At 38.5% G+C, this 26,106-nt stretch carries 31 protein-coding genes and 4 pseudogenes; 15 read left to right on the top strand and 20 right to left on the bottom strand.

The features are described 5' to 3' along the window. Window positions 1-126 precede the first annotated feature (126 nt). The gene (locus I2D69_RS17645) at window positions 127-435 is read right to left on the bottom strand and encodes a helix-turn-helix domain-containing protein (RefSeq protein ID WP_243243854.1); all 309 of its coding nucleotides are present in this window, start codon (window positions 433-435) and stop codon (window positions 127-129) included. Then, window positions 432-572, bottom strand: a complete 141-nt coding sequence (locus tag I2D69_RS17640; RefSeq protein WP_347708401.1) for a sigma factor-like helix-turn-helix DNA-binding protein — start codon at window positions 570-572, stop codon at window positions 432-434. The genes I2D69_RS17645 and I2D69_RS17640 overlap by 4 nt, the downstream gene beginning before the upstream one ends. Window positions 573-765: 193 nt before the next feature. Between I2D69_RS17640 and I2D69_RS17635 the strand changes: the two genes are divergently transcribed. From I2D69_RS17635 to I2D69_RS17620, 4 genes and pseudogenes are all read left to right on the top strand, one after another. Further along, complete coding sequence (locus I2D69_RS17635) at window positions 766-1,008, top strand: helix-turn-helix transcriptional regulator (RefSeq protein WP_243243853.1); 243 nt, start codon at window positions 766-768, stop codon at window positions 1,006-1,008. A 143-nt stretch (window positions 1,009-1,151) separates the two neighbouring features. Next, entirely contained in the window at window positions 1,152-1,325 is a 174-nt protein-coding gene (locus tag I2D69_RS17630) for a hypothetical protein (protein ID WP_195380320.1), read from the top strand. Continuing rightward, window positions 1,312-1,506, top strand: coding sequence for a type II toxin-antitoxin system RelE/ParE family toxin (locus I2D69_RS17625; RefSeq protein WP_243243852.1), 195 nt, complete (start codon window positions 1,312-1,314; stop codon window positions 1,504-1,506). The genes I2D69_RS17630 and I2D69_RS17625 overlap by 14 nt, the downstream gene beginning before the upstream one ends. A 98-nt stretch (window positions 1,507-1,604) precedes the next feature. Beyond that, window positions 1,605-2,751, top strand: a pseudogene (locus tag I2D69_RS17620) (IS256 family transposase). Window positions 2,752-3,050: 299 nt separating this feature from the next. On the opposite strand, the gene I2D69_RS17615 reads toward I2D69_RS17620, so the two are convergent. The 11 genes from I2D69_RS17615 to I2D69_RS17565 all read right to left on the bottom strand — a co-directional run bounded on the left by I2D69_RS17615 (window position 3,051) and on the right by I2D69_RS17565 (window position 14,673). Further along, a complete protein-coding gene (locus I2D69_RS17615; protein WP_173719210.1) occupies window positions 3,051-3,713 on the bottom strand; it encodes a bifunctional 4-hydroxy-2-oxoglutarate aldolase/2-dehydro-3-deoxy-phosphogluconate aldolase in 663 nt (220 codons plus the stop codon). After that, window positions 3,714-4,448 (bottom strand): RraA family protein, encoded by a 735-nt coding sequence (locus tag I2D69_RS17610; protein WP_173719211.1) that lies wholly within the window; start codon window positions 4,446-4,448, stop codon window positions 3,714-3,716. It abuts the gene before it with no gap. Between the two features lie 53 nt (window positions 4,449-4,501). Next, the gene (locus tag I2D69_RS17605) at window positions 4,502-5,455 is read right to left on the bottom strand and encodes a sugar kinase (protein WP_207741825.1); all 954 of its coding nucleotides are present in this window, start codon (window positions 5,453-5,455) and stop codon (window positions 4,502-4,504) included. 16 nt (window positions 5,456-5,471) lie between these two features. After that, on the bottom strand, window positions 5,472-6,743 hold the full coding sequence (locus I2D69_RS17600) for an extracellular solute-binding protein (protein ID WP_173719213.1): 1,272 nt from the start codon (window positions 6,741-6,743) through the stop codon (window positions 5,472-5,474). 9 nt (window positions 6,744-6,752) lie between these two features. Then, window positions 6,753-8,126 (bottom strand): hypothetical protein, encoded by a 1,374-nt coding sequence (locus I2D69_RS17595; RefSeq protein WP_195380318.1) that lies wholly within the window; start codon window positions 8,124-8,126, stop codon window positions 6,753-6,755. Continuing rightward, window positions 8,117-9,004, bottom strand: coding sequence for an amidohydrolase family protein (locus I2D69_RS17590; RefSeq protein ID WP_195380317.1), 888 nt, complete (start codon window positions 9,002-9,004; stop codon window positions 8,117-8,119). Before I2D69_RS17590 ends, I2D69_RS17595 begins: the two co-directional genes overlap by 10 nt. Then, entirely contained in the window at window positions 8,998-10,068 is a 1,071-nt protein-coding gene (locus I2D69_RS17585; protein ID WP_173719216.1) for a Gfo/Idh/MocA family oxidoreductase, read from the bottom strand. The genes I2D69_RS17590 and I2D69_RS17585 overlap by 7 nt, the downstream gene beginning before the upstream one ends. 26 nt (window positions 10,069-10,094) lie before the next feature. Further along, window positions 10,095-10,964 (bottom strand): carbohydrate ABC transporter permease, encoded by an 870-nt coding sequence (locus I2D69_RS17580; protein ID WP_173719217.1) that lies wholly within the window; start codon window positions 10,962-10,964, stop codon window positions 10,095-10,097. An 11-nt stretch (window positions 10,965-10,975) separates the two neighbouring features. Next, window positions 10,976-11,851 (bottom strand): sugar ABC transporter permease, encoded by an 876-nt coding sequence (locus tag I2D69_RS17575; RefSeq protein WP_195380316.1) that lies wholly within the window; start codon window positions 11,849-11,851, stop codon window positions 10,976-10,978. Between the two features lie 87 nt (window positions 11,852-11,938). Further along, entirely contained in the window at window positions 11,939-13,381 is a 1,443-nt protein-coding gene (locus tag I2D69_RS17570; protein WP_195380315.1) for an extracellular solute-binding protein, read from the bottom strand. Window positions 13,382-13,659: 278 nt separating this feature from the next. Next, window positions 13,660-14,673, bottom strand: a complete 1,014-nt coding sequence (locus I2D69_RS17565; protein ID WP_195380314.1) for a LacI family DNA-binding transcriptional regulator — start codon at window positions 14,671-14,673, stop codon at window positions 13,660-13,662. A 528-nt stretch (window positions 14,674-15,201) separates the two neighbouring features. On the opposite strand from I2D69_RS17565, the gene I2D69_RS20320 reads away from it, so the two are divergent. The 3 genes and pseudogenes from I2D69_RS20320 to I2D69_RS20310 all read left to right on the top strand — a co-directional run. Then, on the top strand, window positions 15,202-15,498 hold the full coding sequence (locus tag I2D69_RS20320; RefSeq protein ID WP_237926061.1) for a hypothetical protein: 297 nt from the start codon (window positions 15,202-15,204) through the stop codon (window positions 15,496-15,498). Between the two features lie 8 nt (window positions 15,499-15,506). Beyond that, window positions 15,507-15,992, top strand: a complete 486-nt coding sequence (locus I2D69_RS20315; protein ID WP_243243851.1) for a hypothetical protein — start codon at window positions 15,507-15,509, stop codon at window positions 15,990-15,992. Between the two features lie 118 nt (window positions 15,993-16,110). Then, window positions 16,111-16,539: pseudogene (locus I2D69_RS20310) on the top strand (relaxase/mobilization nuclease domain-containing protein); the annotation flags it as partial. Window positions 16,540-16,620: 81 nt separating this feature from the next. Here the strand turns inward: I2D69_RS20310 and I2D69_RS17555 are convergent. The 5 genes and pseudogenes from I2D69_RS17555 to I2D69_RS17535 all read right to left on the bottom strand — a co-directional run bounded on the left by I2D69_RS17555 (window position 16,621) and on the right by I2D69_RS17535 (window position 19,376). Further along, window positions 16,621-17,043: a DUF262 domain-containing protein gene (locus tag I2D69_RS17555; RefSeq protein ID WP_243243717.1), complete on the bottom strand. Its 423-nt coding sequence runs from the start codon at window positions 17,041-17,043 to the stop codon at window positions 16,621-16,623. Between the two features lie 64 nt (window positions 17,044-17,107). Then, a complete protein-coding gene (locus I2D69_RS17550; protein WP_173716268.1) occupies window positions 17,108-17,998 on the bottom strand; it encodes a Fic family protein in 891 nt (296 codons plus the stop codon). A gap of 329 nt (window positions 17,999-18,327) precedes the next feature. Further along, window positions 18,328-18,438, bottom strand: a pseudogene (locus I2D69_RS20305) (TnpV protein); the annotation flags it as partial. Window positions 18,439-18,490: 52 nt separating this feature from the next. Beyond that, entirely contained in the window at window positions 18,491-18,670 is a 180-nt protein-coding gene (locus tag I2D69_RS17540; protein WP_330386277.1) for an aldo/keto reductase, read from the bottom strand. 16 nt (window positions 18,671-18,686) lie between these two features. Further along, window positions 18,687-19,376: a carboxymuconolactone decarboxylase family protein gene (locus I2D69_RS17535; protein WP_243243850.1), complete on the bottom strand. Its 690-nt coding sequence runs from the start codon at window positions 19,374-19,376 to the stop codon at window positions 18,687-18,689. Window positions 19,377-19,520: 144 nt separating this feature from the next. Between I2D69_RS17535 and I2D69_RS17530 the strand changes: the two genes are divergently transcribed. The 8 genes from I2D69_RS17530 to I2D69_RS17495 all read left to right on the top strand — a co-directional run bounded on the left by I2D69_RS17530 (window position 19,521) and on the right by I2D69_RS17495 (window position 24,810). Beyond that, a complete protein-coding gene (locus tag I2D69_RS17530) occupies window positions 19,521-19,661 on the top strand; it encodes a hypothetical protein (protein WP_021651320.1) in 141 nt (46 codons plus the stop codon). Between the two features lie 6 nt (window positions 19,662-19,667). Then, a complete protein-coding gene (locus tag I2D69_RS17525; RefSeq protein WP_173680961.1) occupies window positions 19,668-19,874 on the top strand; it encodes a transposon-transfer assisting family protein in 207 nt (68 codons plus the stop codon). A 312-nt stretch (window positions 19,875-20,186) separates the two neighbouring features. Continuing rightward, window positions 20,187-20,891, top strand: coding sequence for a lantibiotic protection ABC transporter ATP-binding protein (locus I2D69_RS17520; protein WP_195380321.1), 705 nt, complete (start codon window positions 20,187-20,189; stop codon window positions 20,889-20,891). Further along, window positions 20,892-21,638 (top strand): lantibiotic immunity ABC transporter MutE/EpiE family permease subunit, encoded by a 747-nt coding sequence (locus I2D69_RS17515; protein WP_008705323.1) that lies wholly within the window; start codon window positions 20,892-20,894, stop codon window positions 21,636-21,638. 2 nt (window positions 21,639-21,640) lie between these two features. Further along, entirely contained in the window at window positions 21,641-22,384 is a 744-nt protein-coding gene (locus I2D69_RS17510) for a lantibiotic immunity ABC transporter MutG family permease subunit (RefSeq protein ID WP_195380313.1), read from the top strand. After that, window positions 22,377-22,754, top strand: coding sequence for a NisI/SpaI family lantibiotic immunity lipoprotein (locus tag I2D69_RS17505; RefSeq protein WP_025580194.1), 378 nt, complete (start codon window positions 22,377-22,379; stop codon window positions 22,752-22,754). The genes I2D69_RS17510 and I2D69_RS17505 overlap by 8 nt, the downstream gene beginning before the upstream one ends. 38 nt (window positions 22,755-22,792) lie before the next feature. Further along, window positions 22,793-23,455: a response regulator transcription factor gene (locus tag I2D69_RS17500; protein ID WP_173772846.1), complete on the top strand. Its 663-nt coding sequence runs from the start codon at window positions 22,793-22,795 to the stop codon at window positions 23,453-23,455. Next, window positions 23,446-24,810, top strand: a complete 1,365-nt coding sequence (locus I2D69_RS17495) for a HAMP domain-containing sensor histidine kinase (protein ID WP_173719224.1) — start codon at window positions 23,446-23,448, stop codon at window positions 24,808-24,810. The genes I2D69_RS17500 and I2D69_RS17495 overlap by 10 nt, the downstream gene beginning before the upstream one ends. 580 nt (window positions 24,811-25,390) lie before the next feature. Here I2D69_RS17495 and I2D69_RS17490 read toward each other — a convergent pair. Both I2D69_RS17490 and I2D69_RS17485 read right to left on the bottom strand, forming a co-directional pair. Beyond that, window positions 25,391-25,747: a hypothetical protein gene (locus I2D69_RS17490; protein WP_204453886.1), complete on the bottom strand. Its 357-nt coding sequence runs from the start codon at window positions 25,745-25,747 to the stop codon at window positions 25,391-25,393. 40 nt (window positions 25,748-25,787) lie between these two features. Then, window positions 25,788-26,106: pseudogene (locus tag I2D69_RS17485) on the bottom strand (transglutaminase); the annotation flags it as partial.

Genomic DNA, 26,106 nt, shown 5'->3' with positions numbered 1-26,106 from the left:
AGTGATGCTTTCATAATTGTTGAAAACATTTGTTGTCAAGGTTCAAGTCTTGGCTGCGATTTTTATTTTCGTAGCAAGGTACAAAAATTCCTGAAGGGAAAAAGGAATCTATATTAAATACTCCCTTTACTGATTACTTTTCCTTACATATGATTTCGTATCAAATCCCAAGGTCTTAGTAATCAGTTTTGTTTCCAAGCGTTGACGCAGAGTTTCATCTACACAGTAATGCACCTGTCCAAATTCGTCAAACATTTTTCTGGTAGCTAAAACTGTTATGTACCCTTCATAATGCTTCAACACTGCCTGGATTGCCTCAGTATCACCAGTTGATGCTGCCTCAATAACATGGAATGGCAGCAAATCAAATGCGCATTTCTGTTTTTTACATTTGCAGATTCCTCCATATTTTTTCTCATCAGTTCCAGTGATCATCTACGATGCTCATTAATTGTGCTGCGTACAAGATTCATTTCTCTGGCAATGTCTGCATCACTCATATCCATAAAATATGATAATAACACAACATTCCTTTTCTTTTCAGTAAGTGTCTGCAGTGCTTCAGCAATCAATCCGTCACGTAATGACGGATATGATACCAGACAATATAATTCTTAATCTTTCCAATACTTCGGATCTGTTTTACGGAAATTTAGAATTTTATATGTCTTTTAAAAAGTGAAATATCACCCTCTTTTTTAGTGAAATATTAGTTCATTTTCTTTCAAGAAAGGGAACTATACACTAAACATGGAGGTGTATCATATGCCAAAACAAACAGATAAAGAACTGGAATTGTTTTTTAAGAACGCCCGACACGAGCAAAAATTGACTTATGAGGAATTAGCTGAAAAAGCAGAAATGTCCAGCCGATATTTAAAGGAAATTGAAAATGGGGGCCGAGTTCCCAGTTTTCATAAAATCAGAAAACTGGTACGCGCTTTAAATGTTCCTCCTGAACCGTTTCGTTCCCGACTACAAAGTTGTCGCACTGGCCGAAGTATTTAATGTTTCCTGCGAATATCTTCTTGGTCTGACGGACGCTCCTGCAAAATAATTCAATTGTATTGCTGCCCATTCTATGCTAAACTATGGATAGATACTTCTGAACAACATACACTATTTATAAACCGTATGATTGGAGTGATTTCATGAAATTAACAAAAAAAGTCCCTACAACCGATAAAAACCAGGAAAACAATCATCTTCTCCGCATGTTAGACCGGGGAATTGATGATATGGAAGCTGGTCGTGAATTGCCACTGGAAGATGCTTTTCGCAAAATCACAGAATTAAGGGATGCACGAAGAAATGCAAGAATATAAAATTATTTTAACCTGGGAAGCAATTTACGATGTCACAGACATTGCAGATTATATTGAAGAAGAATTCGGCCAGCAACGTGCTGACCGTTTTCAATCTAATCTGAAAGAACAAATGCAGAATTTAGGCCAGTTCAGTACTGCCTTTCCCCGAACTCAAGAGCCTGTGAAAAAATCTCTGTAAAACAAACAACATTAAGGTCTTCTATGATAAAATATAAAAATCATAGGAGGCCTTTTATAATGGCAAACAGAAAAAAAGAAGTTTACAAACCAAAACCAATGACAGAAGGAAAGAGAAATCTCATTCAGGGATTGTTTCAAGAGTATGATATTCAGTCTGCTGATGACATTCAGGAGGCATTAAAAGACCTGTTATCTGGAACACTCCAAGATATGCTTGAAAAAGAAATGGATGATCATCTCGGCTATGACCGTTATGAAAGATCTGGTGAGCCTAACTACCGCAATGGCACAAAATCTAAGACCGTCCGTAGTAAATATGGGGAATTTCAAGTTGATGTGCCACAAGATCGCCAAAGTTCATTTGAACCACAGGTACTTCCAAAACGCCAGAAAGATATCTCTTCGATTGATGATAAGATTATTGCTCTGTATGCGAAAGGAATGACCACACGACAGATTTCAGAAATGATAGAGGATATTTATGGTTTTGAAGTAAGTGAGGGAATGGTATCTGATATCACAGACAAGCTCCTTCCAAGAATCGAAGAATGGCAAAATCGTCCATTATCATCGGTATATCCAATCGTTTTCATAGATGCTGTACATTTTTCTGTGCGTGATGACGGCGTGATCAGAAAACTGGCCGATGTTGTCCTTGGAATTAATGAAGATGGAATGAAGGAAGTATTAAGCATTGTTGTAGGTGAAAATGAAAGCAGCAAGTATTGGCTGTCAGTGCTGAATAGTTTGAAAAACAGGGGCGTTCAGGACATTCTTATTCTTTGTTCTGATGGACTGACCGGAATCAAAGATGCAATCTCTGCTGCATTTCCCAAAACGGAACAACAGCGCTGCATTGTTCATATGGTGAGAAATACCCTTAAATATGTTGCAAACAAGGATATGAAAACTTTTGCCAAAGACTTAAAAACGATCTACACAGCTGCAAACGAGGAATCTGCCAGAAAACAGCTGGAGGCAGTAACCAGAAAATGGTCAGGACAATATCCAAGTGCTATGAATCGATGGAATGATAACTGGGATGCAATCTCCCCAATTTTCAAATTTTCCAAAGAGGTACGTACTGCGTTTTATACCACAAATGCCATTGAATCACTGAATTCGTGCTATCGTAGATTGAACAAGCAGAGAAGCGTATTCCCAAGCTCACAGGCACTGATGAAGGCACTATACTTAGGAACTTTTGAGATAGCAAAAATGGACAATGCCAATCCGGAATTAGGACAAAGTACGTGGTGAACTGGAAATCATGTACCCGGATCGGCTAATATAACAATAAAAGTTGGACGGTCAAGAGTAAATATACGCCCAGATTTCTCTGGGCGCTCTTGACATACCAATTTAAATTTGCTATTAAATAAACAACGGCTTAACCACAGAAATCTGCCGTTAAGCCGCATCAATTATCATAGAAGATTTAAATTTACAGAAAAAATTTCACACCGTCCATAAAATTTTCTGATATCTATCTACTCAAATTCAATCTATCGAATGAGTCTTTACAGCCGATAGTTTTTATGGTTATTTATCAACTTTCCAGGAAATCTGACGATGAAACTCTTTTGCTTTCACTGCCAACTCCGAATATCTCTTCTGCTGAATAAGTTGAATATCAACGAGATTTCCCCCTACTCCAACAGCTACAGCACCTGCATGTAAAAATTCCTGTACATTTTGAAGCGTTACCCCTCCTACCGCTATTAATGGAATCTTTCCCAACGGTACAGAAAGATTTTTTATGTAAGACGCCCCTGCTTTTCCAACTGGAAATACTTTCACTAAATCCGCTCCATATTCATAGGCATTTATGATTTCTGTTGGCGAATACGCCCCAGGGATAGAGATACAACCACACTGTTTTGTCTGAGCAATGACGTCAGGATTTACATTGGGCGATATCATGTACTGTGCTCCCGAGTTATACGCCGATTTCATCTGTTCTACAGTCAAAATTGTACCTGCTCCCACATATATTTGACCATCATATTTTTTTCTAATTCTTTCAATTGAATTCAGAACATCTTTCTCGTCATAATTCGCTCCACCTGAAAGAGCCAGTTCCAAGCATCTGATATTTCCTTTTAGTAGTGCTTCTGCAACTTGTTCAATCTGTTCAGACCGTACATTTCTAATAATTGCAATTATTTTATCGCTCAATATGCTTTTTTTTACATCATCGGGCATTTATTTATCCTCATCAAGAACTCCACTATGACCATCTTCATACCACATCTCTTCAGGAGTTTTTCCGGCTTTTATATCTGCTTTCGTTTTAATTTCATTGGCAGCTCTTTCTTTTGCATTAATTAAGACTTTCTCAATCATATCATTCGGAATCACAAGTACTCCATCTGCATCTGCAAAAATAAAATCACCTGGATTAACCAATACTTCTCCCAATTGGCCATGTAACCAAAGAGGAACATTGCTGTCTGTCATTCTCCAGTGTCCCTCTGCGCAAATGCACATTGTATCAGTACAAAATGTAGGAATATCATCTTCAAGAAATCCAAAAGAGTCACGAATTGGGCCATCGCATACAAGCCCCTGCATTCCCATATGATGCCATGTCTGCCCAAATATGTCTCCCAGTACAGCCACTTCAGTATATCCAGGGTCAATGATTACAACACAATCCTCACTCAAAGCCTGTCCAACGCGAATCCACATTCCTCCCAGCGGACCAGGCCCTTTATGATCAAATTCTTCCTCAAAAGGAGTAACATTCGTAGTTCCTTTAATGGTGACAGCAGGTCCAGCCAGCTTCATATCTCTTAAAATAGGTTTTACTTCTCTTCTAAGAATCTGATTACGATATCCATACTGAACAAACAATGCATCCCATACAAGGGGAGTATTCAATTTTTTATACTCGCTAATAAAATACTTCATCTGCTCCTTTGTCCATTCAATTGCCATAGTTAAAATCCTCCTTAATTATAATAGTTTTATAAGAACTACATATGTAGTTTCTACCTGTAATTTTCCTTATTACCGTTTAAAAGCAATTCCAATCTTTTCCGATCCGGTAATCCTTCTATATCCCCTAGTGTTCCTACAGCCTGTGCTCCCATCATTGCACCCATCTTACCGCATGTAAAAAGATCCCTTTCTTCCAATATGCCACACAAAAATCCTGCAGCAAACGCATCTCCTGCTCCAATATTATCAATGACCTTCACAGAATATGGTGGAATCTCATACATAGAACTCTCATCTGCCACAATTGCTCCTTTGCTTCCAAGCTTCACAGCAATCTTGTGTATTTTTTTTTCACGAAGAATTCGAACGACCTCATTAATATTATCTGTATCTAATAATACTTTTGCTTCATCCAAACCGATTTCAACAATGTCGCACATATCCAACAAGGGCCGTAACGTCTCTGCAGCTTCATTTTTACTCCATAATCTTAATCGTATATTTGGGTCGAAGCTTACCAGCACTCCGTTCTTTTTTGCTTTTTTTGCCAGTGTCAAATTCATCTCTGCACAACTACCGCTTAAAGCTGATGTAACTCCGGTTATATGTATTATTTTTGAGTTTTGAATCATCTCTTCGCTAATATTATCCTTGTTCAGCGTACTCGCTGCTGAATTCCTTCTATAATAAAAAACGCTTGTTTCATTTGCTTCACTAAACTGTTTAATCATGAGTCCAGTCGAAGCATTCTCATCCCTTATTACTTCCGATACATAAACTCCTTCTCCCCGAATCTCTCGAAGAACATATTCTCCCAGTTCATCACAGCCCAACTTACTTATCCAACAACTTGTATGACCTAATTTGGATACACCAATAGCAACATTGCTTTCCGCTCCAGCTATTCCTTTTTTAAATCTATCCACATAACGCAGCAACTGTTTTTGTTCTGGAATAAAAACTACCATTGTTTCACCTACGGTTAAAACATCCCATTGCTTCACAATTTTCCACCCCCTCTCATTGCCAACCACCATTTCTTAATACACGATTAACATCTTCATCTATTTCTTTCAGAACCCATTTTGCTTTTTCTCCACGAAAAATCCCATTCAAAAGCTTATCTGTAATTATTGCTGCAATGCTAAAAGCTTCCGGTATGTAAAAGTATTCTGGTTCTACGGCTTTTTCTATGATGGGTTCTATATATTGTACCCATGGTTGCATTTTTTGTACTTTTGGATTCCTCGCTGTGGATTTTCTGACCGGAGTTACTCCATATTTCATACAACGAAATTGATCAAATTCTTTCGAGGAAAGATATTGTATAATTTTCCATGAAGTTTCTTTTTCTCTGACATCATTAAGAATTGCCCAAGACCATCCCCCACCATATGCTACTCCTTTATATTTTCCCAACCCAGGAACTTGACAAATCCCCAACTGTTCCGGACACACCTTATTAGACTTACGATAATAAATTTGCGGAAAAACAAAAGAAGATACATTCAGTTGCATAAGCAGTTCTCCGTTACACATTTTTTCTGCCACATCGTGAACAGTAAAACTCCTGGTTATCTTCGGCATGCAGGAAAGCAATAAACAGATTTGTTCATATGCTCTAACGCCTTCTTCACTATAAGCAGTTGATGTCAGATTATGATCAACAATCGATCCGCTAAACTGTCTGCCTCCTGTGGATACCACTCTTGTGTACCAGTCAAGTACCGGGAAAAGGCCTTTACGTTTTCCAGCAATTGCAGTTCCATATAAGCCGTTCTTAATATCCGCATACTCTAGTGCAATTTTTTGAAACTCTTCCCAATCTGACGGTTCTTTTAAACCATATTTTTCAAATATATCTTTTCTATATACCAAAAAAGTCGCACCTGTATGTGTTCCGGGAAGCGCTATCAGTTTTTCACCTTGTCCTCTTCCCGGTATTTTTCTGTTCATATCATGCCAGCCACAATAATTGATGTATGCTTTAAAAAAATCGCCCTCCAATCCTTCTTTTGTCTCTTTCCATGTCAGATCTTTATTCATAACATACTGATTTAAATCAAAAAGATGTTTTTCCTGTGCAATATCCTGTGCCCATAAAGGTGCATATGCACACACATCATAAGCAGCCTTTTTTGTTTGAATTCCTTTCAATAGATTTTCATGGAAAAGGCTAATCGGGGGTTCTTCTACTACAATTTCATCGCCGATGAATTTCTCAATGTCCTTCTTCCTATCTACAATTGATATTCCGTCATTCTCACCAGCGTTTACCGCTATTTTTATCATGATATGCAATCACTCCAATTTAATATAGTTTGCCCCTAATACATCAAAGTCTCCACGTATTGCATACAATTCTCCATTCGTAATTTCAATTTCCAGAAAAACAACCTGTCCTTTCAAGCTGTTAACTGTCTTATTACTTATCCATACTGGTGTCCACTCTATCAAATCAATACACTTATATGTACACTCTTCATAAGACATTCCCTCCATTTCTTTCCCATCTTCATTCAGTATTCGTACTTTGATGACTCCATACGGTGCGCAAACATTTAAATAAAGCTTCTCTCCATAAAATCTAAGTGCCTTAGTACAAATGTCTCCTGTACTTTCCGTAGCTAAATACGCAAATCCATCTTTTCTGAGACTATATCTCAATAGCGCAGCATCTTTTTCTTCCTGATATCGAAACATCTCACCTTTGGATCCACTACCATATATATATATATGGTTTTTGTCTTCAACTACAGATGTTGGAAACACGCTTCCACCACCATGCTCTCCTTGCCTACTGCGAGCAATAAATGGACGATGGCATATCCTTTGAAATATTTTTCCATTATAGCTGTATACCAGCTGACAATCCATATATCCCATAAGACGATTCAATTTTGTCTCGCCAGCATCTCCATGAAACATCCATAACAAACCTATATACATATCTTCATAGGGTATTACTATTAAAGCATATGTTTCTGCTGTACACTCATCTTCTCCATCTGCCTGTAAGATAAGCAAAGGCTCTTCAACTGATTTAAAATCACGAGTTCCATAAAATACAATGCGTCTGTCATGCACATGAAACCAATTGGAAATATAATACTTTCCTTCTTTTTCGTTGTAAAAAATAGAGGATGGAGAATGAAACAATTTTTCATTTCCACATGCTAGTTTTTCTGTTTTCCACGTCTTTCCATTCGATGAATAAGCTATTCGTTCCTCTGGAACTCCATTGGTATCAAAAAAACGGTATAATAGCTTCAACCTCTTATGTTCGTTTCTTTCTTTTTCATCATAAAACACTGGACCGCCATCAATTCTTGATAAACCTGATTCATCCATTCCTAAATCTATTTCCCTTGAAAACACAGGATTCTCGCAATCACTTTTCCAATGTATACCATCCTCACTAGTCGCCCTATAAAGTTCTACTGTTTTTATGCAGAATCCAGCTCTTTCATCGTAAGAAAATGGTGCACATCCTCCGTATATTGCTACCCATTTTCCTGTAGTTATGTCTTTCCAAACGGTTGGATAATTCCATACGCCTTCTGTTTTTACATCTTCTAAAATAGATTCTTTACACAGTACAGGCGTTCCCATTTTACGATTCATTCTTGTCCTTCTTAATATTTTCCAATCATCAAAAAAATATATTATTCCCACAATCTCAGGTACCTCTTTACATTCAATCCCATGATTTTTTCCAAATCAGCATCCGCCAATCCAATTTCCTGCATGAATTTATAATTTATCTCATCATCCATATTATCCGTTCCAAATAAAATTCTGTCTGCTCCCAATATTTCCACAAACCTTCGTATGAGATCTTTTGCATCAACTCTTGGGTAAACCATTTTCTCACATAAATCGGTGATTCCTGCGATGTCTATCATAATATTTGCATTACGCAGAGCAATCATAATTCCATCCTGATACCAGTTACCTCCACCATGGCACATGTTGATTTTTAAATTTGGAAAATCATATGCCAGTTCATCAATATTATGAGGCATTGCCGGAATGTATCTATCAATTAACTGTACCGGAGAAAAACCCGTATGAAATGCTACCGGAATATCCAGCTCAATGCATTTTTCATAAAATGGATAAACTCGTTTGTCATTCACCTCAAATCTGTAGTGTGCCTGATGTATTTTGACCTCTCTAAATCCTTTATTTACAACTAAATCTTCTAATTCTTCCCTGGAATTCTCTTCAAGTGGATTTAAGCATGCACAAGCCAAAAATCGATTGGGATAAAGTGCAATTGCTCTGCTGATCCACTCATGTGATGTCATAGTTGTAATACCATATTCTGGGATATATTCTCCATAGTGGAAGTCTTTTTCTATATCTGGCGGCATTGCAATCATTACTTTTGCATCGACTTGATGTCTATCCATATCTTCTATAATTTCATTTACATCTTCTATAAATATTTTATCTATCTGCTCTAAACTTTTTGGAATTGTTCTTGGTCTATTGTCAATTCCAGGAACTCCTTTTCTGGGTGGATGTGCATGTGAATCAATAACTAACATTTGTTTATCCTCCTTGCATAACATTGAAAAATATCATTCAATAGCCGAATATCTTTTTTTCCTTCTTCAATATTCGTTTCTGGTTGTTTATTTTCAATCACGCATTGATAGAAATGAAGAAGTTCATTGCGAAATGCTTCGTCGAAAGCTACTGAAACTTCTCTTTCTTCAATTCTTCCATCTTTATTCTCAATAATCTTAATAATTGTCGGACAATTTCTAATATATGGATGCGGAAACTTCACTGTAATTGTCTGATCTAACCCATATGCTGTCAACTCCTCGTCAAACCATTTTTGGTTAGTGTAACCTACTTCAAAAATTGCTTTTACATGATTACCATAATCCAATTCTGCCATCAACATATTTCCATCATCCCAAATATCCGAATAGCTTACTTTTTCTGGTTCTCCAAACGCAGCCCTCAAAATATCAATGTCATGTACTCCTGCAAGCAATAATCTAAAATATAGATTCTCCGATAATTCTCCCGTAACCTCTTTCAGGCCTTGATTGAAATTCTGATTAATTTTTTCCTTCACGCTCTGTTCTACGTCTGTCCTTCTCCTGGATTCATATATTTCTGGTTGCGAAGCAGCAAGGCCATCACATACATCTCTTGACCGAATCATACGCAACCCTTTCATATTTTGTATTAAATTTCGTGCGTATTTATATCCTGAATCATATCGTTTCATCTCCCCAACCATGAGCAGCACATTATTTTCGGTTACAGCTTTTTCAATTTCTTCAGCTTGTCTTATATTCTCACATAATGGTTTTTCTACCAAAATGTGCTTTCCAGCTTTTGCCGCTTCTATACACACTTCAGTATGATTACTGTTCAACACAATTACTGCTTCAACCTCTTTGTCATTTATTAATTCATGCCAATCTCTATAACACTTTTTTACTCCATAAAGATTTCCATAATAATCCAACAGTTTTAGTGAAATATCTGAAATTGCCACAATATCATACTCGTCAAGTTCGTGAATATATGGTAGCCAAACAATCTGTGCAACTTGACCACAGCCAATTACACCAACTTTTAATTTTCTCATCTTTTTCTCATCCTTTCTGACTGCTGTTATTGTTTTACTCCACCTTCCATGAAGCCTTTTAAAAATGATTTCATCAACGGCACAAATAGTATCAAAAGTGGCACAAAATTTAATGAACAACCAGCTAATAGCCTTCCCCACTTCTGATCTGTATGTGACATATATGCCTGAAGTGCCAACGGAATCGTTTTTTTGGATCCGCTAGTAATTAGAATTGATGAAAACATATATTCACCCCATGAATAAATGAATGCGTACATGCCTGCCGCCAAAATTCCTGGTGCCGCTAGTGGAATAATGATTTTAACAATAATCTGAAATTTATTTGCGCCGTCTACTCTGGCTGCTTCTTCTATTTCCCTTGGAATTGCATCAAAAAAAGATCTCATCAACCATGTGCAAAATGGTGCAACCAACGCTGTATGTACAAGTATTACCCCAAAATGCGTATCAATTAAATGCATGCTAGCCAATACATCATAGATTGGATATATTGCCAGAATCGTAGGAAATACATACATAAAAAGCATCAATTTTGCAATTTTTTCTTTGCCTTTAAATTCATACCTTGATAATCCATATGCCCCCAATACGCCTATAACGACGGAAAGTGTTGTAACCCCAAAACTGATTTTTATGCTATTAAAAAGGTTCTCCCGAAAAGCTGTTACGCCTACTGATTCCAATAATAGATCTTTATAATTTTGCAAAGTCACAGCTGCAGGAAACACTTTTACGGCTCCTATTTTTATAGCCCACTCATTCTGGAAAGAGGCATCAACAACGTAAATAAATGGTAAAATAAGTATCAACGTAAACAAAAACATACTTGCATAAAATAATATCGTATGACTCTTCTTGTGAAATGGCTGCACCCTACAACTTTTTCTTTTCATAACTCCTCCTTTTAGACTTCCACTTTTTTGAAAAAGCTTTTACCAAACAGGATTCCTAATGCAATGAGAAGTGTCCCTACCATACTTGCCAACGCCATCGACTGTCCGACCTGAAATTCTGAAAATGCCTTTTCATATATAAGGATTGGAACTGTATATGTAGAATAATTTGGCCCCCCTTTGGTAAGAATATATATTAATGAATAATTACTAAAAGTCCACACGATTCCCAAAAAAGTCATGAAACTAATCATTGGACCTGCAATTGGTAAAATCAGGTTAGACAAGATTTTTTTGGGAGATGCACCATCAATTCTCATCGCTTCATATAGTTCTTTCGGAATAACACTAAGTGCCGAAGACATCAAGAGCACTCCAAATGGAAAGAATTGCAGAAAATTTAGAAATATGCAAATCCCTAAAGCCCATCTACTGTCCCCTAAAAAGTTAATACTGTTTTCAATAAGTCCCACATTTTTCAAAATCTTATTGACTATACCTAACTGAGGTTCTAACAACCATTTCCACATCATTGAAAAACCCACTACTGGAGTCATCCACGAAATAAGCATAGCGCCCATACATACTTTTTTTCCCACAAAATCTCGATTAATCAATATTGCAATGCCCATTGGAAAAACAGTATTTAAAATCAATCCAAAAACAACCCAAATCATCGAATTCTTAATTGCAACGCCAAATTTTTCTTCCTTTACAATTGAAATAAAATTCTTCAATCCGGAAAAACTCATACTTCCAAAACCATATTTGGTTTCAAAAAATGATAATATAAATCCCTTTACAAATGGGTATAGTAAAAAAACTGCTACTATAATTGTTAAAGGAGCCAAAAATAAATAACCTATTTTTTGATTCTTTTGTTCCAATTTCCTGTCCCTTTCTTCTTAGTTCCTTTCTTCTCACAGGCATTCCCAAATAACGTATTTTGAGAATACCTGTTTCACTACCTATTGTTAATCTATTGTCTCCATTTTATCACTTGCCCATTTTACTGCTTCCTCTACATTCTCTTGATTTAGAAGAACCTTTTGAATCATATCTGATATGATATACGAATTATAAATTTCTGCCATATTCATATTAACGGCCCCATATTTATTACCTAGTGCATAAGCTTCCTTCGAAGATTCCATTGCTACTTTTAAGAAATTATCCACAATGGATCTACTCTTAGATCCTTCTTTTGCATCAAAGTTTTCTTTAAGTGGAAAATTCTCCTCATCGAAATATCCTGACTCAATTAAATCGGCTCCTGCCTTTGTAGTCGGAAGATAAAATCCCGGTTCCTGACAAACAGTAAGAATCCAGCTAATCTCAGGTCTTTCAAGAAACTCTATAAATTTCTTGCATTCTTCATAATGTTCCCTATCTTTCGCCCCTTTAGTAACCGTTATAGCATGATTAAAGCTTGTTTTGAAACTCTCATCAGCATCATCAGGTTTAGGGAAAGGTGCTGTGGCAATATCAAAATCTCCATTTTCAAAAAATGCTGCAAGATTTGGTGAATGATATGGCATCATTGCAAATGTTCCTGCTGCCCAATTGGATTCTATTTCTCCCCATGACCATCCAGATGCTGCTTGTGGTGCATATTGGTACAATTCATTATAAAAATCCAATGCTTTCACTGTATTGTCATTATCAAACACAATCTTTCCATCTTCATCAAAAATATCTGTATTTGCTGAAGCCATAAAAGCTCCAAAAGTATCCGTCGCTAAAGCATCTCTTGAACAAGTGATACCGATTCCATACTGATCAATATTGCCATCACCATCAGTATCCACTGTCATTTTTTCTGCATACTCTTTTAACTCAGACCACGTTTTTGGCGGTTCAGTATAACCAGCTGCCTCCAAAGCACTTGGTCTATACAAGAGAGAATAACAAATACTATCAATTGGAACTGCCCAATAATGATCATCCATTTTATAACTTAACAATGTAGAATCAATAAAATCCTGTTCGTTGTCAACAGTCTCTACAATATCGTCAACCTCTACAATACCTCCTGCAAGATATGCTGATGACCAACTTGTGTCAGACACCACATTCATATCTGGCATAGTTGAACTCTGAATCGCACTCATCATTTTGGCTTGAGCATCACTCCATAATACAACCTCCATATTGACAATAATATTGGGGTTTTCTTTTTGAAATTTGTCAATGACTGTGTTCCAAGCCGTAACTCTTTGTTCTGTAGGCTCATGTTGCCAAATTGTCAATTCTACTTTTTCATTATTACTTGTGTCATTACTGCTTGCGTCATTACTGCTCGTGTCAGTACCGCTTTCACTACTACTGTTACTGCTTTCTTTAGTACATCCCACCATTGATACTGTCAAAGCTGATACAAGGCCAATAGCTAACCATCTTTTAATATTCCACTTCATAAATTAATTTCCCACCTTCCCAATACTCTGTCATTTTTTATACATCAACTTTCAAAATCAATATACCTACCGAAAAAATATGTTTTTCTCCGTATCCTATTAATAAGTAACCGGTCCCACATATAAATAAAAAAATTTCATCGTTTCATAGATTTTTCATCACCTCATTTCATTGTATATGATTCTGTACTACGCCTCCTGCACATTTATTATAAGATTCCTGTTCACCTCCTTATTCCCAGCAATAAGTAACCGGTCCCACAGTCAAACTCCTACTATTATTTCTTCAATTCAGAACCTTTTAATACCAAATGTGGTTGTACAATCTCTGTCCTCCTTGGAAGTTTAGGACTCGCTATCCTATCTATAAGCATTCTACATGCCAATTCCCCCATATTTTCATGCCTTCCAACATAACTCAAATTCAAACCGAGAACATCAGCAAAATCCAAATAATCAAAAGATACACACCTAATATCCTTACCTATCTGTATATTCTCTTCAATAATAGCCTTCATAAAACCAATTGTCGCAAAATTATTCGTTGTAAACATCGCATCTGGAAGTTTGTCCTCTTGAATACATGTTTTTACCAAATCATATGCTTTTTCCAGTGTAAAATCACCCATCAAAATGTATTCTTCATGTACTGGAATACTATAATCTTGCATAGCTTGCAAATATCCGTCAAATCGTTCTTTCGCCAATTTCATATTTAAATTACCGGTAATAATTCCAATAGTCTTATTACCACCTTTAATGAGTGCTTCTGTTGCTTGATACGATGCTAGATATCCATCAAAAAACACTCCGTCACATATTGGATATGATAGCGGTCGATCCACAACAACTACTGGTGCATGCAGTCGCATAAGGAGTTTTCTTAACTGCGCCTGATAATTTGAATCCTCATAAGAAAAAGTCGGCTGAAGAATCATTCCACTAACTCTCTGTTCAATGAACGCCTTTATAGCATCTCTTTCCTTTTTAGGATCATTAGCAGTATTACTAAAACTAATAGTATATCCATTCTCACCAGCAATGCTCTCTACACCTGTTAATATCTCATCAAAGAATAGATTATTAGCCTGAGGAATAATAATTCCGATGGAATTCGTTTGCTGTTTTGATAAATTTCTTGCTACGGCAGATGGCGAATATTCATACTCTTGCATTACCGCTTCTATTTTTTTTCTAGTTTCATCACTCACATATCCAGTTTGATTGATTACTCTTGATACGGTAGATTTTCCAACCCCAGCTATTTTAGCTATTTCCCTTATATTCAACATTCTCACTCTCCATTATGGGACCGGTTCTTTATTGTTAATCTACCACGAATTTATCTTTTTGTCAATCTCCAATATAATAATTGACATTTTTCACCATTATTATCGTCACTATTTGTGCACTTTTAATATTATCGTTATCGTTTAAAAAATTATAGCGGAAATCCATCACAATACCTGACAACATGGGACCACATAATCGTTTCTCCCAAAAGCAAATATGCCGCTGGTATTTTTGCTACGAAACAAGCGTCATGCACCCATTGGCATTCTTCTGTTGCGAATCTTTGCAACCCTGTCGAAAGTTATATGGATGACCAATCTAAAATGAACATGTAACGGTAGTTTCAAAATTGATTTCTGATTTCGCACAACAATCAGTACTGGCAATTCCAAACTCGTTCTGTTAAAATAATCATACAGAAGGAGGAAAAGTCTACATCCTTACAAATGACAAAAAACAAAAGAACGAGTGAATACATTTTCAGAACACCAATGAGGACTATACTGGACGAATAATAGAGGTGCCTCATGACAAATACGAAACATGAAGATGCCGTTATAAAAATGGGTTTCAATTATTTTCGTGATACAATTCTGAAAGCACTGGGGATTAATTTTCAATATGAAGAAATAGGTCCTACAGAATTGATAGAACTGACAATTCACTCTTTATACATGGATTTTATGTACATATTGAATTTCAAACAACAGATAAAAAAGAGGTTGATCTCCGCAGATTCCATGCATATGATGCAGTTTATTCCAACCAGACCGGTAAGAAAGTTATTACATATGTCATTTATTCCGGTGGGATTACTGACGTAAAATCCGAATTGGACTGCGGATTATACAATTATCGGATACAGCCAATTTATCTAAAAGATAAAAATGCAGATGACATATTCCAAAAACTAATACAAAAACAGAGCAATAACGAAAAATTCACCGAAAATGATTACGTTGCTCTTTCTCTTTCTCCATTGATGTCTGGGAATATGAGCCGTAAAGAAATGTTCAAAACAGCAATAAATCTAACGAAACCGAGTAATGAACTTATAGCAGAAAAAACAAGAGCTATACTATATGCTCTGGCAGATAAGTTTTTGGATAAGTCAGATTTAGATGAGATCAGGGAGGTAATGCGAATGACCAGACTGGGACAGATGCTAATGGACGATGGCATGGAAATTAAAGAACTGGAAAACATCAAAAAGTTAATGAAAAACACGAACTGGACTATCGAACAAACAATGGATATGCTTGAAATTCCGGAAGAAAAAAGAGATAAGTACCGTAAAACAATAGTGCAGAACAATTAACAACATTCGACCGCCCCATTGACATTTTATCTGTAATCCAGATAAAACAGACCAGAATCTATATATTTCTTCCTTTGCCTGCTCTCCCGAAACAGCCGCTCTTGATTTTAAATACACTTTGGATCATACACATGATTGCAGAGATCCACACAATACAAATAAGGCATTTCATCTGATTCAGGCATTTTCCCCTGATGAAGTTTCCAATGAGGAAGCCCATCAGATTGGAAAAGAACTTGCGGATCGCTTACTGGAGGGAAAATACTCCTATGTTCTGACAAGACACACTGATAAAGGCCATGTACATAACCATTTGATTTTCTGTTCTGCAGATAATATCACTTTTTCTCATTATCATGACTGTAAAAAGAATTACTGGAAAATACGAAATCTCAGCGACACTTTATGCCAGGAACATAACCTGTCCACAATTATGCCAGATGGTAAAAAAGGAATGAAATACAATGAATGGGCTGCAAATAAATCTGAATCCAGTAAAAAAGCGCAGCTGCGAAAAGATATCAACCAGACAATCCGAATCGTTTCCACTTACTCAGAATTTCTTGCATTTATGGAAGCTAAAGGATATGAAATAAAAAACGCAGAATTTGGCGAAAACAGCAGGAAATCATTTTTTATCTTTCAGATGAGAAGCATCTTGTACCGCAAATCTTTTTGTTTCATCTTCTGCCAAAGGATTAAATGCAATTTTAATACGTTCCTTATTAAAATCATCATCCAGAACTTCTCTCCCAGATATAGCGGCCATTAAAGCGGTTACTCGTTGCTGACCATCTATCAGCACTTTTTTACCATTCGCTTTACCGCCATCTTTAGTTTTTACATCTGGATTCTTCCAAGTAATAATGTAGCCAGTAGGATAGCCATTATATAAAGAATCTATTAAATCTCTAACCTGACTGCGCTTCCATACAAATGGACGCTGAATTTCAGGAATAACAAAATCTTCTGCATCAATCAGTCCAAGAATTGCGTGAACCGAATACTGCATTAATGTAAATTTTTCACCAGTCATTGCTGTACCTCTCATCTAATGATTTTCCTCAAACCAAAGTGTGAGATGACACTTTGAAAAGGACTTATAGAAATCGCTTTTAATAAACAATTCTAAAATAATCCAAATATGCTTTATATTTATCCTGTGCGGTCAGACAGGTATCTGTCAGATAACCTTTTTCATTGTTCCATTCTTTCAGTCCACGATAATAGAACATTTTCAGATTATCTTCGATAATAAACGGCACAATATTGTATTTCAAACATTCTTTAAACATAATCAGACGTCCTACACGACCGTTACCGTCCTGGAATGGATGGATCTGTTCAAACTTCACATGAAAATCCAAAATATCCTCAAAAGTCTTTTCTTCTTTTCCGTTGTACTCAGTCAACAGAGCTTTCATTTTATCGGCAACTTCTTCTGGAAGTGCTGTTTCCATTCCGCCAACTTCGTTCGGCAATTTCTTGTAATCACCAACAACAAACCAATCTTTTCTGGAATCACTGGTTCCATTTTTCAGAATCAAATGTAGTTCTTTAATAAACTTTTCTGTTAAAGCCGCTTTTGCATTATCAATAATCATATCAATGCAACGGAAGTGATTTGCTGTTTCAATCACATCATCCACATTCAGCACTTCGTTTTCTACGCCTATGGTGTTGGTTTCAAAGATGTATCTGGTCTGATCATAGGTCAGACGGCTGCCCTCAATATGATTGGAGTTGTATGTTAAATCAATCTGTGTTTTATGGTAAATGCCGCCAGAATACTTACTTGCTTTCTGCTCCTGCAGAATATCCAGCAAAGTAACTGGCTGCTCTTTCTTTTTGTTTGAGCGCTCCGGTTTTTCTGCATTTTCAGGAATATTCCAAGTCTTACCGGTAAGAAATGCACCTGGTACACGTCCCTGTGCACAATAATTTCTGACGCTGCGCTCTGAAACATTCCACTTTTTTGCTATTTCAGTAACTGAAAGGTATCGCATCTGTTCTCCTCCGTTATAATTCAAATCAAAATTTACACTTTTATATAGTATATCACATTATCGGCAAATTATCGAACATTTATCTTTGCTTGTGCCTTATGTTTTTGCCGTTTTCGGCATCATTTATCTTTAATTAAATACCAAACTATCCTTGTAAATCAAAAATCTGTTTTACAAGGCATACTTTTCCTTTTTTGCTCATTTTTAAGCAAAACCTTGTTATAAGTTTTAGCGGCAATTTTGCCGATAAAGAAACCAGCCCGTTTCCGAACCGGTTCCAATTCACATAATGTATAAATAACATCCAGTCTTGCTTATTTTACTTTTTATTACAGAACCAACTCATGAATCACAATCTCTTCCGCCCGATTGTAAATGTTGTTCATAGCTTGTATCCACGCCATCTGATTCTATTCTTTCAATTCGTCCGTTACATCCTCAAGAGCTTTCCATGCTGCTCGATTTCCCTCTACATATCTGTCTTCGCACTGATTAACCTTTGCCCACGCCACGCTCATTACCATATGCCTGTGCAGTATCAATATGTCTATATCCAATCTCTACCGCTGCTTTTACAGCGTCAGCAACCTTATCATCATCAATAAACCAGGTTCCAAGACCAAGCTGTGGAATTTTTACTCCATTATTCAATACAATATTTCTATCAAACATTTCATTCACCTTCCTATTATAATTTCCCATATTCTTCATCACTTACTGGTTCAAGCCATTCATTAGAACCATTTTCGCCCGGAACCTCTATTGCAAGATGGCTAAACCATTCATCTGGTACGGCGCCATGCCAGTGTTTTACTTCTGCCGGAATATTGATGCAGTCGCCTGGCTTCATTTCTACAGCTTCTTTGCCTTCTTCTTGATAATATCCTCTTCCGGCAACGCATACCAGAATCTGTCCACCTCCACTTTTTGCATGATGGATATGCCAGTTATTTCTGCATCCAGGTTCGAATGTCACATTGAAAATTCCAACCTGAGAAGTAGAAATCGGTGCAAGAAAACTTCTGCCGGAAAAATACTGTGCAAAGCCATCATTTGATACACCGATTGGAAATACCATCTCTTTTGCATGCGCACGCATCCCTTCCTCTTCGTATGGCAAATCTCCTTCGCCTGTTTCCCACACTTCCTTTGCAAGATTGAAAACAGCCCATGCTTTTGGCCAACCTGCATAGAATGCGGCATGTGTGATCACTGCCGCAATCTCTTTTTGTGTCACACCATGATTTTTTGCATTTTGAAGATGATATTTTAAAGAAGAATCCGTTAATCCCTGCGCAAGCAATGCAGTTACCGGGACCAGTGATCCGTCCCTCAAGCCGCACTTCTGCATATACATCCCCTTAAACTTTTTTCCCATCTCATAAGCCTCTTTTAATGCCGGATTGCCCTGTATTGCGCCAACAGCATCTGCACCTCCGCCAAATACGGTTCCTGCAAGTTTGGAATTTAGAAAACATTCGATTCAACATTGTTTTCATATGTCCGCTACGGGGTATATGCCATGATTAACAAAGATGAGCGCCGTGATGTGAGTATTCGCAAGCCCCGGCCATCTATCCGCAAGCAGCTTGCCGACAGCAAACAGGCCACCAGCCCGAAAAAGGCGGCGGCCAGAACCAAGAAAAATGAATTGGAGGTATGAGGAATGATGCACTTTACCGTGGAAGAAGAAAATTTGATCTGTATGTACCACAACGCAGACCGACGCAGGACGATAGGCAAGATCACCGCAGCCATGCCGGGTATGGACGGGGATATGTGGACGCTGGCCCAGCAGACCCTTTCCAAGCTGAAACGTATGACGGATTCTGACTATGACAGCCAGAAATTCTATTTCACAGACGAGAACGAATAAATAACAGCAGACGCCGGGCGCGGCGGCCATGTGGCCGCTTGCGTCCGGCGTCTTTTCTTTTTGCCTGTTCCTACGCATTTAGAACCCAGTATTGACGGGGATAGGATAAAACACTCACATACCCCGCCGACTATGCGGGAAAAGCCTTGAAATATAGGGCTTTTTAAGGCCCTAAATGCGTAGGTTGGTGCTTTGTTGCGATATGCTCCACGGTTACGGTGTATTGTTCATATTCTGTTTTCGGGAATCTTTATGAAATCTTCAAAATTGCCCGGTATGCTATCCGTAAAATCAAAGAAAGGACTTGATTATATGGATATGATTTTGAAAACGACTGACCTCTGCAAAAATTTCAAGGGGCAAATGGCGGTAAACAATGTGTCACTGAACATCCGGCGCAACTCGGTTTATGGTCTGCTGGGGCCGAATGGGGCTGGCAAATCCACGATCTTAAAAATGCTCACCGGCATTTTGCGCCCCACATCGGGAAGCATCGAGTTTGACGGCCACCCGTGGAAGCGGAATGATCTGGAGCATATCGGTGCTTTGATTGAGATGCCCCCGCTTTACGAAAATCTGACTGCATACGAAAATCTCAAAGTCAGAACTACATTGCTCGGCCTGGACGATGCACGAATTAACGAGGTATTGCAAATTGTCCAGCTCACGAATACCGGCAAGAAACGGGCCGGGCAGTTTTCTCTTGGTATGAAGCAGCGGCTTGGTATTGCTATTGCATTGCTGAACAGTCCCCAGCTTTTGATTCTGGATGAACCGACTAACGGCCTTGACCCTTTAGGGATTGAGGAACTTCGAGAGTTAATTCGCTCTTTTCCCTGCAAAGGGATTACAGTTATTTTGTCCAGCCATATTCTGTCAGAAGTCCAGCAGATTGCAGATCATGTGGGTATCATTGCTGGCGGCGTCCTTGGATATGAGGGAGAGCTTCGCGCCGGTGAAGATTTGGAACAACTCTTTATGGATGTTATTTGCAGAAATGGTAAGGAGGGATATTAAATGGAGATGGCATATATTCAGGCAGAGAACCTAAAGCATAAGAGAACTTTCACAAAAACGCTGATCGTTCTGGCCCCGTTTGTAACTGCGCTTATGAACTTTTTTGCCCCTCTTTGGTTCCAGCTCAATTCTTATAATTGGTGGTATATCCTGCTTTATCCTGGATTCCTTACGCTCACCTGTGCCTTGATTGAACAGCGGGATAATGGCAAACTAAAATATCGTGCCGTTGCTTCATTGCCTGTTTCGCAGAACAAAGTCTGGAAAGCAAAAATTGGAGTGGCCGGTATTTACTCCTGTGTGGGGAATTTCATTTTCCTGGCGCTAAATCTGTTGGGCGGTTTTGCAATATTAGTTATCAACGAAATTCCCCTGACAATCGGAATTTGGCAGGCTGCGGCCGGAACAGCTTGTATTGTCATTGCAAGCCTATGGGAAGTTCCGCTGTGCTTATGGTTATCAAAAAAAGTTGGTATCTTTGTCACGGTTATTCTTAATGCCGGACTTGGAAGCGTTTTAGGGATTTTCACGGCTACAACCTCTTTGTGGATGATCTGCCCATATAGCTGGGTGCCGCATCTTATGATTTCCGTGTTAGGTATTTTGCCTAATGGTGAGCCGGTTGCAGATCAGAGTACGGCAATGGCATTTTGGATGATTATACTTGTATTGGTCATTTCGCTGGCCTGGTTTGCGGCGCTGTCATTTTTAACTGCAAGATGGTTTGAGAAAAAGGAGGTGGGGTAACTATGGTATCTGTGGTTCGCTGCTGGAAAGCAGAATATCAGAAGTGTAAACATAGCATTTTGCTCTATATGCACAGCATGATTCCGATTATATGTGCGGCGATTTTTGCGGGTTACTATCATATATCCAGATGGGAACTGGCAACCAAAATCAGTGCCTATCTGGAAGTGCTGGCCGTTGCGTTCCCGTTTCTGATCGGCATTATTGTGGGCCTGGTTGTTCAGATCGAAAATCAGGCCGGGCATTATCAGCTTTTGTTGGGAACAATCCCATCTCGCATGGCAACATATATTGGTAAACTTGGTTTTCTGATGATCTGTGCTTTTGGCGCAACATTTTTAGCGTTAGGAACATTCGCTGCACTATATAGGGATGCTCCGGCAAGCCTTTACCTGAAAGCAGGGATTCTATTGTTGATTACCATGCTTCCCATTTACCTGATTCATTTGTTTGTGGGAATGAGCTTCGGAAAAGGTGCATCTATGGGATTGGGAATTGCAGGGAGTTTAATAGCTGCCCTTATGATAACAGGGCTTGGTGACACTACATGGAAATATATTCCCTGGGCCTGGGGCGTTCGTGCTATGGATTACACTGTGCTTGCATGGGATAGCCCCCAACTGTATGCACAGGTAAAAACCGATTTTTTCAGCGGTATGATTATTTCTGTATGCTGCACTGTTTGTCTGCTGATTGCCAGTTTGGTTTGGTTTCATGGTTGGGAGGGAGGTAAAAACAGTGAATAAAAAGTGCCTGTTTGCCGTGGTAATTGTGCTTGTAAGTCTTATATGCTTATCAGCCTGCGGTGCGCTCCGCGATACCGCCGATAAAAATAAGGCGTTAAATGAATCTCTGCCGTATTATGAGCTGAACGCCGCAAACTATGATGAAATTTCATATAACGGCCTGACATATACCATAACGGATGAATGTCTTGAAATGTCAGAACTGCAAGAAGAAATCGGGCAGGTATCGAAACGCTTCAAAAATGTGGCGGGGGAAGATTTCAGTTTCGGCTACGTTTACAGTATTGTGGATGTGGATATAAGCAATGCCGTAGCTGTAAATATCAACAATGAATATCGGAAAGCTGACATTAAAAATAATGATGAGTAACCTCGACAATGTGGTATAATGGGGCGGGAGGTGATTTTTTGACCCACTTACTTGTAGTTGACGATGAAGTTTCTATCTTGGAATTGATTAAGAACAGTTTGGGGAAAGATGGATATTTGATAACAGTCTGTCAAAATGCGGATGATGTAGACATCAAAAAGCTGCATTTCTATGACCTCATTCTTTTGGATGTGATGATGCCTGGCACAGACGGGTTTGAGTTTTGCAAACAGATCAGGAATATGGTAGACTGCCCGATTCTCTTTCTGACCGCAAAGACATTAGAGGAAGATATATTGTTTGGATTGGGCATCGGTGCGGATGATTATATTACGAAACCTTTTCGTATTCAGGAGCTTCGCGCCCGTGTCGCGGCACATTTACGCAGAGAAAAAAGGGAGCATCACAGCACACTTTCATTTGAGCCTGATATAAGATTTGACCTTTCCGCAAAGGTACTGTATGTTTCAGAACAGCCGGTTCCCCTTACCAAAAGCGAGTATTCAATCTGTGAATACCTTGTGAAAAACCGGGGACAGGTTTTTACAAAAGAACAAATCTATGAAGCCGTTTTCGGGTTTGATGGAATAGGCGATAACTCTACGATCTCAACGCATATAAAAAATATTCGTGCGAAATTGGAGCATTTCAAAATAAGTCCGATCAGCACCGTATGGGGGATAGGATATAAATGGGAGTGAAAAAGAAACCTACATTGAAAATATTGTTTCGCCAGTTTGCTATCTCCCTCATTGTCATGCTGGTAGCGGCAATTATTGTCCCTTCTGGTTTGGAGGGACTTGCTGTAAATGCTGGATTAGCTACAAGAGCAAATCTAAGTGAATTGCAGGTAAAAGAGATCATTCCAACGCTGACGATTGCCCCGGATATTACAAAGGTTGTGATTCCACAGGGATGCGGCTACTTAATTCTGGACAAGAACTTTAATGAGCTTTACAGCAATATGGACGATGATGAAAAAGAAATTGCCCTGCTGTACGCAAAGGGAGAATATATTGAATATGCTACGGGGAGGCAGTTTGCACTTGTTGTCCGGGAAAACGAATTTTGCGTTTTAAGCTATTATATTGGTTCTCAATTTACAGTGTCATGGCTACCGGAATATTTTCCATCTCCTGACACGCTTGCGTTTATCCTGATGGCTGTAAATTCGCTGCTGGTCATTATCATACTGACCGCCAGATTTGCTAAGAACCTGCGTACACAACTGACCCCGCTTTTTGAAGCAACTGCGGAGGTTTCAAAGCAAAACCTTGATTTTGAAGTAGGACACGCCAAAATCAAAGAGTTTGAAGATGTCCTTGCATCTTTTTCAGATATGAAAGATAATCTGAAAATTTCGTTAGAACGGCAATGGAAAACCGAACAGACACAGAAAGAGCAAATCGCCGCGCTTGCCCATGATTTGAAAACGCCTCTGACGGTTATTCAAGGAAATGCTGATTTACTCACAGAAACAAATCTTGATGATGAGCAACGATTATACGCTGGTTACGTCGTGGAAAGCTCCGGCCAGATGCAGTCATATATTCAAACCCTGATTGATATATCACGGGCGGCGGTTGGTTATCAGCTCCATATTGAAAGTATAGACTTGCCAGCGTTCATGCAGCACTTGTTCGGTTATATGGAATCACTATGCCGGACAAAAGAAATCCGGCTGCAAATGAATACTGTTTCACTCCCTCAAATGCTGAAATTTGATAGGGTGCTGATAGAACGTGCTATTATGAATGTTATCAGTAATGGGCTGGACTACTCCCCGCAAGGCGGAACGCTTTATGTGGATGTTCAAAGTAACAACGGTTTCGTGGAAATTTCAGTCACAGACGAGGGAACGGGGTTTTCTAAAGAGGCATTATGCCACGCACAGGAACGGTTCTATATGGGCGATCAAAGCCGCAATTCAAAGTTACACTTTGGTATGGGTCTATATATTACAAATTCGATTATGGAACAACATAATGGTCAGCTTATTTTAGAAAATTCAAAAGAAACCGGCGGCGCAAAGGTTACTATGAAACTTCCTTGCTGATTTTCCGATAGTGTAATGGACGTCTTTTATGTCCGTCCATTTTTCAAATCTTTATGGAATCTTCAAAAATTCCTCTTATCATGTATCTAAAGAAAAAACATCTGCCCAGCGGCAGAAAAGAAAAAAACCGCTGCTGGGCAGACCCATTTTCACGCTTAATTTATATTCACTGGTGGCGGTTTTGAGAAATCAAGGCCGCTGCTTTCTTTCTGTCATTCCCAGCAGTTAAAGGCATGGCGGCCCACGGGAGGACGCCGCCATGCTGTTTTACTATCATTATAATCTAATCCACTTCTACCGCTAAAAAAAAGCCTTGCCCCGCCATGGGAATATTCCGGCTATGAGTATGAACTATACCATGTAAGAAAACAACAAAACGCTTCAAATCGTCGCACGGTAGGTTTACGACCTGCCGGGCGATTTTTGTCGATTTTCGCGGATTGTCATTTCCGGCAAAAAATCAGATGGAAAAGGAGGCGGTCAGCAGACCAGGGCCAGCATAGGCCCCTGACAACGGACAGGATCATCCTGCTCACTCCCCACGGAAAGGGGGTGAGAAGATGAAAGTTACCCCTGATGATTACGGGAGGCGCTGCCAGTATCTTTTCCGCTGAATACATTTGATATGTGCATGACTACCAAGTCTTTTTCTGGCTTGGTCAAGCATATCTATGCTGTAATCAAGGCAAGTAATATGTGCATTTTTCAAGGAACTCCATTTGTTTTCCGTAAATACAGCAGTTCCAACCGGAACATCAAGAAGATTTCCTGAAAAGTCATCAGGAACATATGCTAAAACTTTTCGTGCTATATCATTATCATCAGTGCCACTCCAAAATAACTTAATATACAGTTTACTGAAAATATTTCTTTGAGTAAGAACATCGTCATATATATTTTTTGATGTTTCATAAGCATTTTGTATTTTGTCTGCCATATTACCCTCCAAATTTAATTTTAATTCTAAAAGTTCAAAACTATCGTTCTCTGATCTTCCTGATATTACGATTCATGAGGTGTCTTCCAATATGTCTATAAGCAAATGCTTTAAAAGCTGAAATTTCTTGATGATGTTCCTTCAATAGTTCATCTGGACAATCATAAACACCAAAATCCTGATTAATTCCCTCGCTCTGAATATAAGTATTGTTCCTATCAAATTCAATACTGAGATTTCTGAAATCCTTGACTGCTACTCCATAACCACAAAATGCACCTCTACATTCCGGATTTCGTTCCTGTAACTTCTTTATATAGGTTTTATCCAAAATGAAAGCTTCCAGTTCGTACCACTGA

The sequence above is a fragment of the Ruminococcus sp. D54t1_190329_F1 genome, from assembly GCF_015551645.1.
Classification (GTDB): Bacteria; Bacillota; Clostridia; order Lachnospirales; family Lachnospiraceae; genus Blautia_A; species Blautia_A faecis.
Note: the sequence above shows the minus strand (reverse complement) of the source record. Positions and strands in the feature narration are given on the sequence as shown.